The following is a 15,216-nucleotide window of genomic DNA, read 5'->3' on the forward strand; positions in this document are numbered from 1 at the left end:
AGGGATTAAAGTAACACTATGCACTTAACACATCGGAAAACCTGTCGGGTATGCGGTTCCTCAGCCCTCACACCAGTGATCAATTTGGGAGATCAATATCTACAAGGTTCTTTTGTCAAACCAGGTAAAGAGGAACCACCGCAGAGAAAAATTCCCCTTTCTTTGGTGCGTTGCGATCCAACGCGAGATGAACACGCTTGTGGTTTGCTACAAATGCAACACACCGTTCCGCCGGAGATTTTATATTCAGCTTACTGGTATCGCTCCGGTACTAACCAAACCATGCGAAGTCATTTGCAGGGAATTGCTGAAGATGGAGTCTCAATGGTTAGCAAAAGCAAAGCTTTTGTTTTAGATATTGGCTGTAATGACGGCACTTTACTGAAGTATTATCCCCAAGATTTTATCAAATTTGGGGTCGATCCTTCTGATGTGGCTCAAGAGGTTGGGGATGATATTACTGTGATCCAAGATATCTTTCCCTCCCCAGAATTGCTCAAGAGAACGGAAGGCGAAAAGTTTGATGTGATTACGTCAATTGCCATGTTCTACGATTTGGAAGATCCGGTGACTTTTTGTCAAGAAATTAAGGCAGTTTTGGCTGATGATGGTGTGTGGATTTTTGAAATGTCATATATGCCATCAATGCTGAAAATGAACTCCTATGACACTATTTGCCATGAGCATTTAGAGTATTACAGTTTAGCGGTGCTGGATATTATTCTGAAAAAAGCTGACTTGAAGATAGTGGATGCGGTTCTCAATGATATTAATGGTGGTAGTATTCGCTGTTATGCGACACACATTGATAATTTCACCTTTAAGAAACAAGAGGCTTTGCAGCGCCTCCAGCAGTTGCGCCAAGAAGAGTTTGATATAGAGCTTGATACTGACAAGCCGTACAAAAACTTCCAAGACAGAATTAATGTCCACAAAGAGCAACTAATAGGAATGCTCAAAAACCTCAAAAAAGAAGGCAAAAGCATTCATATTTACGGTGCTTCGACCAAAGGTAATACAATCTTGCAATGGTGTGGCATTGACAACCGCATTATTGATTATGCGGCTGAACGTAATCCTGATAAGTATGGGGCTTATACTTTAGGTACTGATATTCCGATTATCAGTGAGGCGGAATCAAGAGCCATGAATCCAGATTATTATTTAGTCTTGCCCTGGCACTTTAAGGAAGAGTTTCTCAAGCGTGAGGCAGAAACATTAAAAAGTGGTGTGGGAATGATCTTCCCCCTGCCAACAGTTGACATTATCAAATACTAAGTACCTATGGTAGAGTCAGCGATCAAACCACATTTTGGTGTCAACGTCATCGGTTATGCTACCGGTGAATTTGGGGGGGGAGAAGGTCTGAGATGCACTCTCAAGGCTTTGGAAGCTGCCGGGATTCCCTTCAATCTTCAAAATATTAGTGTACCCTGGCATCGGAATTTAGATTCTACATACACTAATTTTTCTGACGATAACCCTTATCCCATTAACCTTGTACATCTCAACCCCGATTCTTTTTTGCTTGATAATAGCGATACCCAATATTTGCAAAAACGGTACAATATTGGATTCTGGGCATGGGAATTACCGAAATTTCCTAGTAATTGGGAGTTTGCCTTTGATTTGTTTGATGAGGTATGGACTTACAGTAATTACGGCACTGAAACTATTTCAGAAGTCTCGCCGATTCCTGTACTGAAGATAATGCCTAGCATCGAACTTCCACAGCCATCTTTGGACAGGGAATCTTTGGGATTACCAAAAGACAAATTTATCTTTCTGTTCATGTTTGACTTTCATAGTACCCTAGAACGTAAAAATCCGCGAGCAATTATCAAAGCATTTAAACAAGCTTTTGGGAATTCAAATGAAGATGTATTACTTGTGATCAAGTTTTCTAATGCCGAGCATCATCCCCAAAAACTAAGTCAACTCAATGCACTATCAGAAAATGATCCATCAATTCGATTTATAGATGGGCATTTCACAAAAAACAAAGTAAATGCCTTAATCTACAATTGCGATTGCTATGTATCGCTGCATCGATCAGAAGGTTTTGGCTTGACAATGGCTGAAGCAATGTTCTACGGTAAACCCGTAATAGCTACTGGTTACTCGTCTAATACTGACTTTATGAATGTTGGCAATAGTTTTCTCGTCAAATATGAATTGGTAACAACCACTGAGGAGTATTTGCCTTATCCCAAAGGTAGTATTTGGGCAGAGCCAGATATAGCTCATGCTGCGTCTTTGATGCAGTATATTTTTCATAATTATCGAGAAGCTCAAGAAATAGGATCGAGAGCTTCTGAGGAGATTAAATCTTTACTAAGTCCGCACTCGGTAGGGATAAAAATTAAAAATCGCCTCGAACATATTATTAGGAAAATTAACCCTTCAGCAGCAAGTCATATCGAAGAGATTAAGACTGAAATAAATTGGCGGGCTTCCCAACTCAAAGCTTGGCGACAGACAGCAGAGCAAGCTCAAATCGAATTGGAAGAATGCCGAAGACAAATTCTCCTAACCCAGTCTCAAAGGTAACAGTCTTGATTGAAATAAATTTAAGATGAATAAAATCTGCGGCTTTCAAAAGTTACAAACACTAAAACATTTGGTGTGTTAAACAAGATGGTAAATTCTTCTCTAGGTATTAATATTGCGGGCCATGTGAAGGGTGACTTTGGACTTGGGGTAGGTGTGAGGGGGAACATTAGAGCCATAGAGGCTGCTGGTATTCCCTATGTCATCAATAATCTCTTATTAAACTTTAAACCGCCAGAGACAGATACAACTTACACAAATTTCTCTGAGGATAACCCTTACCCAATTAATTTGGTACAGACTAATCCTAATATGATGGGGCAATCAATTAATAAAGATGGCTCACCAGTTTTAACTGAGAAATATTTTCAGGGTCGATATAATATTGCACTATGGCTTTTTGAATTACCACAAATTCCCCCAGAGTGGGATTTTGCTTTTGATTGGTTTGATGAGATATGGGTGATGAGTAATTTCTGTGGAGAAATCTTTGCACCATCGTCACCTATTCCTGTGTTCAAGGTAATGCCAAGCCTGAATCTTCCCAAGCCATCGCTGAACAGAGAATCGCTCGGATGGCCCAAAAATAAATTTATTTTTCTGTTTATGTTCGACTTCACTAGCTGTTATGAACGCAAAAATCCTATAGCTACAATTAAGGCGTTTAAACAAGCTTTTGGTCAATCGAATGAAGATGTCTTACTTGTAATTAAATACCGCTCGCCTCAATATTATCCGCACCTGCGAGATCAAATGGTGGCAGAGGCAGCAGACTGTCCATCGATTCGTTTCATAGACGGCAATTTGAAGCGAGATGAGACGAATGCCTTGGTTTATAATTGTGACTGCTATGTATCTCTGCATCGGGCTGAAGGTTTCGGTTTGACAATGGCTGAAGCTATGTTTTACGGTAAACCAGTGATTGCTACTTCTTATTCCTCCAATGTTGATTTTATGAATGTCAACAATAGTTTTCTAGTAAAATATAAGCTGGTGACCACGACTGAAGTACATCTTCCTTATCCAACCGGAAGTATTTGGGCAGATCCCGATATCGACCATGCTGCGTCTTTGATGCGCTATGTTTTTGATAATTATCAGGTAGCTAAGGAAGTAGGAGCTAGAGCATCTCGCGACATTAAGTATTTATTAAGTCCTCAGACTGTGGGCTGCCAAATTAGAAGTCGCTTAGAGTATATTATGAAGAGGATGAATCAAACTCCGCAATCGAGCAGATTACACAAGCTGATCACAGAGAAAGAAGGACTGATATCCCAGGCAAAAGCTTGGCGACAAACAGCACAGGAGACGATCGCGGAACTAGAGCGATCGCACCGCCAACTACAACAGGCTCAATCTGAGTTGAGGCATAGATAAGCTCCAATTGACACATTCATTCATAAATGTGGTTAACTATACTACTTGTTGACTTAGGAGTTAGCTAGTAAAAATCAAGCCCAAACGAGATTCACAAATTACTACAGAGTCAAAAAAATTATGTTAAACAGTTCTCTAAATTCGGCTTTTGGTATCAATGTGATGGGTTACGTCAGTGGTGAATTTGGGCTTGGGGAAGCTTGTCGGTCTCATATTAGAGCAATGGAAGCTGCGGATATTCCTGTTGCAATTCAGGATTTTCAGGAACAATCACAACTTAACCTAGATAATAGCTATGCAGGTTTATTATCCAAGGATCGCCCCTATCCTATCAGCTTGTTACACGCCAATCCGCACCCTCAAGGAGTCATGGATAAGATTAGTCCTGACTATTTCAAAGGTCGATACAATATTGGTTTCTGGGCTTGGGAACTGCCCACACTTCATCCGGCTTGGCTGTATGCTTTTGATTTGTTTGATGAGATCTGGACTTACAGTAATTATTGTGCGGAAGCTATCTCTGTTGTTTCGCCTATTCCAGTAATTAAAGTAATGCCCAGCATTACTTTATCGCCAGCATCATTGAGCCGCAAACAATTAAATCTACCAGAAAATAAATTTATTTTCTTCTTCATGTTTGACTTTGCGAGCATATTTGAACGGAAAAATCCTTTAGCGATAATAGAATCTTTTAAACAAGCTTTTGGTACGTCAAATAATCGTGTTTTGCTCCTAATTAAATACCGACCGCATCCTCTATTTGGACACCAGGAACAGCAAATGAAAGCTCTGGCTGAGTCCTGTCCATCTATTCGCTTTATTGAGGGAGATTTGAGAAAAGATGAACTAAATGCCTTGATGTACAATTGTAATTCCTATATATCCTTACATCGGGCTGAAGGTTTCGGCATGACAATGGCTGAAGCAATGTTTCTCGGTAAGCCAGTAATTGCTACTGCTTATTCGTCTAATGTTGACTTTATGAATGTCGGCAATAGTTTTCTTGTGAAATATAAACTGGTAACAACTACGGAAAATTATGGCCCTTATCCAGCCGGGAGTGTGTGGGCAGATCCCGATGTGGATCATGCTGCTTATCAAATGAAATATGTGGTTGACAATTCCTATGAAGCGAAGCAAGTAGGAGCAAGAGCTTCTGAGGAGATTAAATCTTTACTGAGTCCCCAGGTAATCGGTCAAAAAATGAGAAGCCGTCTGGAGTATATTATGAGTAAAATTAATACTCCTACAGTTAAAAGTAGACAAGAAATTCAGCTAGAACCTTACAACCTAGCAGGAGAAGTTACAGTTAAAAATCAGTCCGCGTTACAGGGTCAAGCCGAGTATGATTTAACGATTCTTTCTATCTTTAGACAAAGTGAAAGATATGTCTATCGATATTTGCAGCAGGTAACTGAAGCCTTCGAGTTAAATGGAGGAAAATGCCATGCTGTGTGGTTAGAGGGTGATAGTACCGATAACACTTATAAAATTTTGCAACAGGCGAAAGAAAAGCTGGAGCAAACTGGAAATGTTGATGTAACACTCATTAAATTCGATAATGGTGGCCCTTATTGGGGAAGCATTGTCGATTCAGATAGATGGCTTCAGATCGCAACCTGTTGGAATAATTGCTTGGCAGGTCTTAAACCTTCCAAAATCACAATCTGTGTAGAAAGCGATTTGATTTATAATCCGGCTATCATTAAGCCCTTGGCTGACAAAATTGATGACAAACATCATGTCATATATCCCATGCTAATGACCTATGATGGCAGTTACGAAAGAACTCCCGATCACGAAGATTTTCACGATACCTGGGGCATGAGAAGAGGGAATACACATTTTATTAAAGTTCCCCCCTATTGGCCAGAAAGCGATGAATTAACAGAAGAAGAGGATTTATTAGAGTTAACTAGGGGAGGTGGCATGATTGTCACTACCTATGAGCATCAGCAACGTGGTCACTTTGAAACTACCTGCTGTGTAATGAAATATCCTTCTGATGTCAAGCTATTTATGCACAAAGGATTGAGGATATATCATCCTATGCCGGGAGAAGCGAGATATTGGACACCATCTATTCTTTTAGCAGATTGGGAGCGAGCTCAGTTGCAAGTGCGTCAGACTAGGGCTGAGAAAATTTGGTTAGAGGCTCAAGTTCAAGCATGGAAGAAGACGGCACAGCAGACTCAGATGGAGTTGGCTCGCTTTCAACGGGAATCTTTGTTAACACACTCTCAATTCTCAAAATAGACTTGACATTATTTTTGAAATTTACCTTGATCTTAACTACAATTATCTGCCTAGAAGTCGCTCAAAAAAGCTATAGAGGCAGAGCCATCAGGTCAAGGTGTATTCTGTCAAAATTCAATTTTTCAGCTAATTTTTCCCAAAATTTTAACCCATCTGGGTCAGCTTCGCGTCCAAGGATTACTTGATATGCCATCCGCAGATAGCATTCGTCATTTTTGGAGAGAATGGAAAAAATATCTTCGATCATAATAACAATATTTCCGAGTCTAACTCATGATATCATAAAATCTATATTATTTTAATAACTTAGACTAATTTAGGTTAATAAAATTTCTTCTGATGTAATATATTCTCTGTTCTTATCATCTTTTCTGTGACCCCCACTAATATCTGAACCATATTTAGGAGAATTGTAAATCAAAAATATATTATTTGTATCTTTAAAATAAGGTTCAATTTGACTTAATATTGAACTCTTTACAAAAAATAGATTAACACCTTGATTGTTTGCATAAATTAAAGAATACCCTTTAAGTTTTCCTAAGTTATATAATGCTCTGATACTAGCACCAAAGTAATTCGTACTATCCCACACAGCATTCGGATCGTATTTAACAACTTTATCTTCCGTTGGTAAGTGGGAAGCATTATATTCGATAATGACAACACGAGGCTGATAGATTTCATCTAAACTTTTCCAAATATAAAAATCATTATAATCAATATCAATAGATAATAAGTCTAATTCTTGAGGTACCTTATATTTTTTGAATAGCTCGTTGATATTTTCAGCAGTAATAAACTCTTGATATAAACCTATTTCTTTGTTTTCGTAACCCCCATCCATTAATAATCCAGACCATCCGCAATTTTCTCTCAAATTTCTGGTATTACATTCATTTGCATTTTCAACTCCAAACTCAACATAATATTTATTAGTGGTTTTTATCACTTCAAATATTTTTTTAATCACACCATCTTCCCCATTTTGGGAAAATATTTTCCTTTCATGTTGGGAAAGATCAATCTGCTGATTATTAACTGATAAAGAATCTTTTAATTTATCCCATTTTTCATTGTCAATGGTAACATATTGATCTGGATCAAAACCATTCTCTTGAAGAAAGTTAATGACATCATTATTGATAACTTTATATTTATGTAACAACTTTATGAGTAATTTTTTTGACTTGTTTTTATAGAAATTATTTTTAAATTGCGGGAGTTTCATTATAGTTTTGTAGTAGCCAAGTGCCGCATAGTATTTACCCTGGCTATATAACATTTCCATTAATCTATAATGCAACCAAAATGAATGGGGGTTTAAATTGATAGCATGGTAATAATTGGTAGTCGCCTGATTGATATTACCTTGTTTCTCTAAAGCATCTCCTAAATTGTAATATAACCACGACAAGTTAGGGTTTAACTCAAGAGCATGGCGATAGTTGGCAATAGCTTCTATTAACTTTCCTTCCCGTTTAAGTTGGTTGCCAATCTTGATTAAATTACCCGCAGTTCTAGGTAAAATTTGTACTGTAATAGTTTCAGGTTTAGCTCCCTTGTCCTCAAACCAATAATGACCTTCTGCTACCACATCAAATACTAATCTAATTTTTCCTTGCTTTAACGGCTTAGTATCAATTACACATTCAAACTCAATAGTTGCACCATCAACAAATTTATCTACACATAGGGATCTCCTAAATTCCTGACGTCCAGGTTTATTTTCTTCATAAACCTGAATGCCTATTTTAATAGTTTCCTTATCATCAATAAATATATCCCAATCTCGACCACTAATATTTTTAAGTTTACCTGAAACTTTAAGTAAATCTCCCGGTTCTAAAAGCGCAGGGGGTTCAGAAATATTTAACTCATACTGATGAGCATCAAGAGCGATCGCATTCTGTAAATGTCCTTCTCGTTTCAGTTGATTCATTTTTTGATAATTTCCTCTATACTGGCTAAATGGTCGTGTGACTAATGGAACTTGGGATTATTTTGAATCGCTTCATCCCATTCACCTTTTTGTTCCTGTCGATTAGCTTCTCCCAGAAGTTCAACAGCGGTTTTAACCGCCTGAGTTCTTTTAGAATCCGTAAGAATAACCATCCTTTTTATGAATTGATTGACAATATTTATGACTAATNTACTCGATGTTGTAAAGAAGGTGCTAACCATCCTTTTGAACGTTTTCGATTGAGAAATCGAGGTTGACGATATCGAGTTTTACGGTTTCTTCGGGAACGACGTAATGAACGTCGAGATTCCAAAGACATTTTAATTGTTTGACCTCGATGAGTTAATTCTGCGCCCCAAATTACTTTGTTTCCCTGAACTAATGCAATTCCGGTGGTTTTTGAACCGGGGTCAATTTTGAGAGTTATTTGTTCTATTTCTAATTCGGGTTTTGACTCCTTTAAGATAATAGTAAATGGATAACGGCGATAAACAGCAGCTTGACCTTGATTCAATAACAATCGAGCTTGAGCAGGATGTATTGGGCTTTGAGGTTGTTTATTCGGAGCAATTACAAAGACGTAATTGGACATAAAATAACTCCTATTTCTAGGGTAATGTTCGCTTCGCCAATGTTTTCTGAACTTTTGGCGCTAACAACACTGTCTTACCCCTCGTAAAACTGTTTAATTGTTAACAATAGAGCTACAAACTAGCGTCGCATTTTGTAGGTATTATGATCCAGAAAACGTAGCTGTTAGGCTTAGGCTGGTCAGTTATCTAAAGTTAGAGGCATGAAGCCCCGTCTCTTCAGAGCGGGGTGCTGACAGACTGAATTACCTTTTCTACTTATCGTTAACCAGCATATCAAACAAAGCCCCCTATTGGATCGTTGTTCACCAATCAAACCATCAAGTTGTGAGCAATTTGATTCGGGGTAATCAATTACTGCCGAGTGGTAAGCTAGATGAAGCGATCGTGAAGTCTCTGGAGACGAGAGATGGTTTACCCGAAAAAGGCGGACTTTGAGGGTCTTTAGATTCGGTTTCACGGAATAAAACGTTCGGTTATCCGTACTTGATAAATGTTATTTTATGTTTAATGTTCGGTGCGGGTGCTGCGCTTACACACCCTACGATTATCTTTAAATTAATCCTAACCAAGCTCGCAAGGACTGCTCTAGCCTCTCTCCATCTGCATCAGATAGCTTGCCAATAGCCTTAATAATCAAACTCTCATGGGCTGTATATAAACCCCGCTTTACCACTGTAGCTACATTGAGCCCAGCCGCAGACCAATCAGAGAGCAAAAACTCCCCATCCAGTAAAGATGCAGTTCTGCTCGTTAGGGGTACGATCAAAATATCTTGAGAGGGGTGTGGCGTACTCACCACAACCGCAGGTCTGACCTTTGAACTTGACAAGTCTGAAAACGGATAGTGAACCAAAATGATCTCATTTTTTGAGTAATTCGGCATAAATATCATCCTCAGCGTTGTCCCAAACTGCATTTAATGAAACCTGACTGGTTTGCCGCCAAAACTCAGCTTCATCATTAGCAATCAAAGTCACCAATACCTGTGTTCCTTCTACTAACTCTGCTGAATCAAGCAATTCAATTTTTCCTTGTCTAACAGTACCCCAAAATGTTCTCAGCATATTTACAACTCAACAACTTGTTGTTAATTAATTATAGATTTTGACATCCGCCCCGCCGTAAAACGGGCGGGGATTCCATCTATTTCAACAAATCAAAGATTGACAATTGTTGAAATGCTGGACGGGTTGACGCTTCGCCGAGACGATGCTCTCTTTGCAGAAAGTCTTACCTTCTCTCCACGTCCGTTTAGAGTCTCCGAAAGCCCTCCGGCGACTAAAATATTTACTGCGGCGTTAATATCTCGATCATGAGAAATGCCGCAATTAAGACAAATCCACTCTCTAACATTTAACTCTTTTTTGCCACCTTTAAAACCACAACAAGAGCAAGTTTGAGAAGTAGGAGTCCATCTATCAATTACTCGAAAATCACGTCCATACATGACTGACTTAGCCTCTAGCATAGTTCTGAAATACTGCCAACCTAAATCAGAAATAGCGCGAGACAACTTTCGGTTCTTAACCATCCCTGAAACATTTAAGTCTTCCAAGACTATTGTTTGATTTTCACTAATAATCTTAGTTGACAACTTATGCAAAAAATCGTTTCGGGTATCAGAAATTTTAGCGTGAAGTTTGGCTAGTTTCTTTCTAGCAACTTCCCTTCTTCTGCTACCCTTCTGTTTTCTTGACAAATTTTGCTGTAATCTCCTCAAACGCTTTAATTGTTTCTTTAAAGGTTTAGGTGATTTAATTTTTTCACCGTTACTTAATGTAGCAAAATCAGTGATTCCTAAGTCAATTCCAACACTTCTTCCATTCTTTGCTAATTGTTGAGGATTAAACTCAACTACAAAGCTAACAAAGTATCGATCAGCACTATCTTTAATCAAGGTAAGACCCGAAGGTGTTGCGGGTAAATCTCTACTCCAGACTACTTTAATATCACCAATTTTAGCGATGTAAATGTAATCTGAATTGGGATAGAGTTTGAACCCGTTATCTGTAAACTTAGCAGACTGTTTAGACTTACGCTTCTTAAATTTAGGTGGCTTAACTTTCTTACCTTTTCTTTGCCCTTTACAGGATTTAAAAAAGTTTGAATAAGCCTGCTCTAAATCTCTCAAAGACTGCTGCAATGGAACCGAGGAAACTTCTGTTAACCATTCTTTTTCCTCGGTTTTCTTGAGTTCTGTAAGTCTTTTAGAAAGTTCATTGCTGGAAGGTTTTTTATTGCCAGCACGATATTGCTCTTGACAATAGGCTAAGGCATCGTTAAAAACCACCCGACAACAACCAAACAATCGGGATATTAGCCCCTTTTGTTGGTCTGTTGGGTAGATTCTATACCGATACCTTAACTTCATTCTTTGCTCTTAAAATCTTCTTCTTCAGTATACAATACAATTGAATAAAAAGCCTAAGTAGAACTTAGGGGTTTTAAACCCATTTTTTCGATAATAGGGGTTTATTTCCTTATTTGAAATATTTTTTCGGCTGTTGAATTGAGTTCTAAGAAAGTAAGCGATCGCATCCCCACCCTACAATTGTTCACCGATGCTCCAGGCTGTGGTTATGAGGATTGGGGACGAGAGATGGTTTACCCGAAAAAAGAGGACTTTCGGGGTCTTTAGATTCGGTTTCACAGGATAAAGCCTTCGGTTATCCGTACTTGACAAATATTATTTCATGTTTATCTATCGGTGCGGGTGCTGCGATGGAGTATCCTAGGATTTAACCGTCGGGTAATTAAAAGGCGATCGCACTTCAACCCGCGTCGGCGGGTTTTGTTTGTGTAGACGCGGTTTCAACCGCCTTTGTTTAAATAAAGCTTTCAGGCTCTTTAGATNGCTATAATTTAGGAAATTATTCCCAATCTTGGCTAGTATCGCAAATAAAACTATCTGCGATCACTTCCTCAAACTTGTATGGACATTTGGCTGGAAACGTTCTCAATGGCAAGTTTGTATCTCGGAGTGCCAGATCAACTCCTGCCTCAAAGCCATCTTCTAAAGCATCAAGGATGCGAGACTTTAAGCTAGGATTGCGGTGAAAATGACGCTTAAGTGCGCGCCTTTGTTCCCTAATGGTCAGAAACCAACTGCGAGAACGGTTTTCTGGCTGATATTCCCATTTGAGGAGATGACCTAACAAGACACTAAGACGGCTGACCAATTCTCGATACTCCTGTCTCCCCAAAGCTTGTATTTCCTCCTGTAGATTTTGCCAGTCCAATTCTGATATTTGTTTTTGTGCTAATACTTTTACTTGCCACTGTGTCCAGCCATAAAAATCTTGTTCATATTGTGAAACTGTTTCAGAATTCATAACATTGATAGTTAACGATAAGGACAAAAGCGTTTATTAGTGGGTTCTGTTGATTCTATTCGACTCCCTGATACAATAAAATCCGAAAGCTTTCAACTTCAAGCGACCCTCCGTCAACAACCCACCACTGACTTGAGTACAAGTACAGTGGGGGCTTGAAATACAGCCCTAGTTGACCAGCCTAAGTCTTAACTGACTCCGTTATTTAGGTGACGACACCGGAGGATGCGTAGCTAGTCTTCCGCTCTGTCGCTGAGTATTAAACAACCATTTGGGAGGCAGTGTACTCAGCCTAACAAGCCTTGATAACATTGGCGAAGCTAACATTACCCTAGAAATAGGAGGGGGAGAAATCCCCAAACCCAATTAAACGCCCTACCGAGGCGGGTCTAAGCAGAACAATATCGGTAGCCTCAATCCTGTAATGTCAGCAGGTATGCCGGGGAGTTTCGCCACTTCTGAGGCACAACGGTTTCCTCCAAACCCTAAGAATTCACTATGTTGCATAGACCCCGCCCTCCCTTTCCTCTCACCGCCAAGCTGAGTACAGCTATGGCGGGAGTCTCCAGGGAGGAAGAAAGATGAAACTCGACTTCTTCAATCTCTGTCAACAACACAACATCACCCCACGCGGCATTATCTTAATTGGTGCTTATGATGGTAAAACTGTCAAGCGCCTCAACCTCCCCAATACCGTTAAAACTTTACTCATCGATGCCAACCAAGGCGCCGTTAAACGACTGCAAGAGAATTTCGCTGATAGTCCCCATATTCAAGTCGTTCAGGCGGCTATTGCTAACCATAACGATACCGTTACCCTGCACCTAACTTCTCTGGAGTCTAGCAGTTCTATTTTGCCCTGGAAACAGTACAGCGAAATTTACCCTAATATTAAAGAAATTCAACAACTCACCCTTTCCTCGCGCACTCTGGATACTCTCCTGGAAGAATTGAACCTCTCTCCTAGTGATTTTAATATTCTGATTCTCGATATCCAAGGTGCTGAACTTTTGGCTTTGGAAGGAGCTACCCAACTTCTCAACACCCTAGATGCTATTTACACTACCGTTCACTATCAAGAACTATTTGAAGGGGGTGCATTAGCAGAAGAAGTTAATCAGTTCCTCGCCGACTATCAATTTGACTGTGTAGCAGAGGGAAGTCCCTACCATCCTGCTTGGGGAGAAGCGTTCTATGTCCGTCAAACTGTTAGGACTGAGGATGGGGTGCATCCGGTTAAACCCCTATCCCAAACCTCCCAACTGCTTCAAGAAACCCAACAACAGTTAGAAACTCTCCAGTCTCAGTACCAAGATGTTTTGGTAACGTTAGAAGAAACCCAAGTTCAACTGCACGCGAGTAGAGGAAATTTAACTGAGTTAGAATCTCAACGAGATCAAATATTAGCAGAATTAGAACAATCTCAATCTCAACAACAACAATTACAAACCCAGTTAGAACAAACCCAGAAAGAATCTGATCAGTCTCGTTCAGAACTCCATGAAGTTCGAGAAGAATTAGAATTAACTCAATTTCAACTGGATGAAGTGCAGGTCGAGTTAGAACAATATGTTTCCCAGTTTCATCAACAGAAAGAAGAAATCACCCAATTAAAAACGGAACTTGAACAAGCTAAAACTCAATTAACTCAAGTTCAACACCAACCCGAACTCACCGTGAGTAAAAAAGCTAAATCGGATAATGCAGTCCTAGTTAAATTATTAGCAAAAGTTCTAGCAGAAACCATTGAAGATTAGCGAGGATATATTGTGACAGCAACCGCCAAAGAGTTTGGTTTAGGCTATATTTCTGCGGTGAAACTTAATTCTCAAGGCACTCCTCTAGGTGACACCAAACAAAAACCCGCTAACTCCTGCAAGGAGGACGGAAAGCCAAAAATTCACAGGTTGACCCCAAAGCCACAGGTTTAGGCTATTGAGGAGAACATGGGTTAATCCTACACATAACCCGGCTAAAATACCTGCCTTAAGAGATTCTAACCGTTCAGTTGCCGTAAAATTTGAGGAGGAGTTCAGATTCATGCGATCGCTCCGTTTCAAGTTATGATCGATAGTGCAGTTATTTTGCAGCGTTTTTAATACATTACTATGGATATTGTCTCACTGGGCTGGGTTTCGATGTTAGTGTTGTTTACTTTTTCAATTTCAATGGTTGTTTGGGCTCGTAACGGATTCTAACGTTGATTCCACATCTAACCCTTACAAAATCTGTAGAGACGTTGCATGCAACGTCTCTACAATTATTAGGGGGTGCATCTCTATAATTATTCGGACAAATCCCCATATTGTTCTCGATAACGCTGCAATACCGCTTCTAATTCTTCAACTTTTTGTCGTTGCTGTTCTGTCCTTAAACGTTCCTGTTCTATTTGTTCTGTCGGTGTCGGTATCCAGTTCTGATTTTGATCATACCAACGCAACCAACATCCTGCAATTCCTTGATAATATCCTTGCCATAATCCTAACCCTAATGCTAATTCGGGCATCCAAACCCGTGAATTTGAAACCGTTAATTCCTGATAGCGACTGGCATTATTTTGAAATACCCGCAGTTCATTTGTATAACGACTAAAAACCACATAATAAGGGATGCGTAAAATCCGTTCATAGACTTCCCATTTCGTCGGAGGTTGATGAATTTCTCGCAAGGTTTGACCTAAATCTTCGGCTTCTGTTCCCGGTGATAATAATTCTACTACCACAAACGGATTTACTCCTTCTTGCCAAGTCACATAACTTAAGCGTAAATCCCGTTGTTCATACAACCGAGATACCCCCATAACCACAAACCAATCTGGGCGTTTATACCAGTTCAAATGGTGAGGGTCATAATAGAGATTAAGGTCACTGGCAATAAAAATCGAGTCGGGAGAATAACCGGGAGGATGAAAAGTTATTCTCAATAATTCGGGTTGTAAATCATGGAATTCGTCAGGCAAACCGGGTTCCTCCGGGTCTTCACTTTTGAGGTCATACATCGTCGGTAGGACTTCTTTCGGGGAACGTGGGGGGTCAGTTTGATACATAGCAGACTGTATGAATGCTTAAATATTAGGATAGCATAAAATAACCAAAATAGCCATTAATTTAAAGAAAATTATAGCCCTTCTCAATCGTTGATGAAT

At 39.5% G+C, this 15,216-nt stretch carries 15 protein-coding genes and 1 pseudogene; 6 read left to right on the plus strand and 10 right to left on the minus strand.

All coding sequences use genetic code 11. From position 1 onward, the window contains the following. Positions 1-18 precede the first annotated feature (18 nt). The 4 genes from PL8927_RS19695 (at position 19) to PL8927_RS19710 (ending at position 6,183) form a co-directional block, all read left to right on the plus strand. Complete coding sequence (locus tag PL8927_RS19695) at positions 19-1,278, plus strand: class I SAM-dependent methyltransferase (protein ID WP_083624962.1); 1,260 nt, start codon at positions 19-21, stop codon at positions 1,276-1,278. Positions 1,279-1,284: 6 nt separating this feature from the next. Next, complete coding sequence (locus PL8927_RS19700; protein ID WP_156093258.1) at positions 1,285-2,550, plus strand: glycosyltransferase; 1,266 nt, start codon at positions 1,285-1,287, stop codon at positions 2,548-2,550. 87 nt (positions 2,551-2,637) lie between these two features. Then, entirely contained in the window at positions 2,638-3,927 is a 1,290-nt protein-coding gene (locus PL8927_RS19705) for a glycosyltransferase (protein ID WP_083624964.1), read from the plus strand. Between the two features lie 120 nt (positions 3,928-4,047). Then, positions 4,048-6,183 (plus strand): glycosyltransferase, encoded by a 2,136-nt coding sequence (locus tag PL8927_RS19710; RefSeq protein ID WP_083624966.1) that lies wholly within the window; start codon positions 4,048-4,050, stop codon positions 6,181-6,183. A 70-nt stretch (positions 6,184-6,253) separates the two neighbouring features. Here PL8927_RS19710 and PL8927_RS19715 read toward each other — a convergent pair whose 3' ends face one another. From PL8927_RS19715 to PL8927_RS19745, 8 genes and pseudogenes are all read right to left on the minus strand, one after another. Then, positions 6,254-6,430 (minus strand): DUF4214 domain-containing protein, encoded by a 177-nt coding sequence (locus tag PL8927_RS19715; RefSeq protein WP_083624968.1) that lies wholly within the window; start codon positions 6,428-6,430, stop codon positions 6,254-6,256. Between the two features lie 69 nt (positions 6,431-6,499). Then, positions 6,500-8,125, minus strand: a complete 1,626-nt coding sequence (locus PL8927_RS19720) for a tetratricopeptide repeat protein (protein WP_083624970.1) — start codon at positions 8,123-8,125, stop codon at positions 6,500-6,502. Positions 8,126-8,166: 41 nt separating this feature from the next. Continuing rightward, a complete protein-coding gene (locus PL8927_RS28880) occupies positions 8,167-8,298 on the minus strand; it encodes a hypothetical protein (protein ID WP_269322028.1) in 132 nt (43 codons plus the stop codon). A gap of 38 nt (positions 8,299-8,336) precedes the next feature. Beyond that, positions 8,337-8,738: pseudogene (gene iscB / locus PL8927_RS19725) on the minus strand (RNA-guided endonuclease IscB); the annotation flags it as partial. A 551-nt stretch (positions 8,739-9,289) separates the two neighbouring features. Next, positions 9,290-9,622: a type II toxin-antitoxin system PemK/MazF family toxin gene (locus PL8927_RS19730; protein ID WP_083624974.1), complete on the minus strand. Its 333-nt coding sequence runs from the start codon at positions 9,620-9,622 to the stop codon at positions 9,290-9,292. Continuing rightward, positions 9,600-9,803, minus strand: a complete 204-nt coding sequence (locus PL8927_RS19735; protein WP_083624976.1) for a hypothetical protein — start codon at positions 9,801-9,803, stop codon at positions 9,600-9,602. Before PL8927_RS19735 ends, PL8927_RS19730 begins: the two co-directional genes overlap by 23 nt. 92 nt (positions 9,804-9,895) lie before the next feature. Next, a complete protein-coding gene (locus tag PL8927_RS19740) occupies positions 9,896-11,110 on the minus strand; it encodes an RNA-guided endonuclease InsQ/TnpB family protein (protein WP_156093259.1) in 1,215 nt (404 codons plus the stop codon). Between the two features lie 499 nt (positions 11,111-11,609). Beyond that, on the minus strand, positions 11,610-12,071 hold the full coding sequence (locus PL8927_RS19745; protein ID WP_083624978.1) for a DUF29 domain-containing protein: 462 nt from the start codon (positions 12,069-12,071) through the stop codon (positions 11,610-11,612). Between the two features lie 581 nt (positions 12,072-12,652). On the opposite strand from PL8927_RS19745, the gene PL8927_RS19750 reads away from it, so the two are divergent. Next, entirely contained in the window at positions 12,653-13,828 is a 1,176-nt protein-coding gene (locus PL8927_RS19750; protein ID WP_083624979.1) for an FkbM family methyltransferase, read from the plus strand. A gap of 84 nt (positions 13,829-13,912) precedes the next feature. On the opposite strand, the gene PL8927_RS19755 is transcribed toward PL8927_RS19750, so the two are convergent. Next, the gene (locus PL8927_RS19755; protein WP_083624981.1) at positions 13,913-14,113 is read right to left on the minus strand and encodes a hypothetical protein; all 201 of its coding nucleotides are present in this window, start codon (positions 14,111-14,113) and stop codon (positions 13,913-13,915) included. A gap of 66 nt (positions 14,114-14,179) precedes the next feature. Here PL8927_RS19755 and petN point away from each other — a divergent pair, with 66 nt between their 5' ends. Continuing rightward, on the plus strand, positions 14,180-14,269 hold the full coding sequence (petN, locus tag PL8927_RS19760) for a cytochrome b6-f complex subunit PetN (protein ID WP_083624982.1): 90 nt from the start codon (positions 14,180-14,182) through the stop codon (positions 14,267-14,269). 86 nt (positions 14,270-14,355) lie between these two features. Here petN and PL8927_RS19765 read toward each other — a convergent pair whose 3' ends face one another. Beyond that, positions 14,356-15,117, minus strand: a complete 762-nt coding sequence (locus PL8927_RS19765; RefSeq protein ID WP_083624984.1) for a Uma2 family endonuclease — start codon at positions 15,115-15,117, stop codon at positions 14,356-14,358. Positions 15,118-15,216: the final 99 nt, after the last annotated feature.

This window comes from Planktothrix serta PCC 8927 (assembly GCF_900010725.2).
GTDB classification, from domain to species: domain Bacteria; phylum Cyanobacteriota; class Cyanobacteriia; order Cyanobacteriales; family Microcoleaceae; genus Planktothrix; species Planktothrix serta.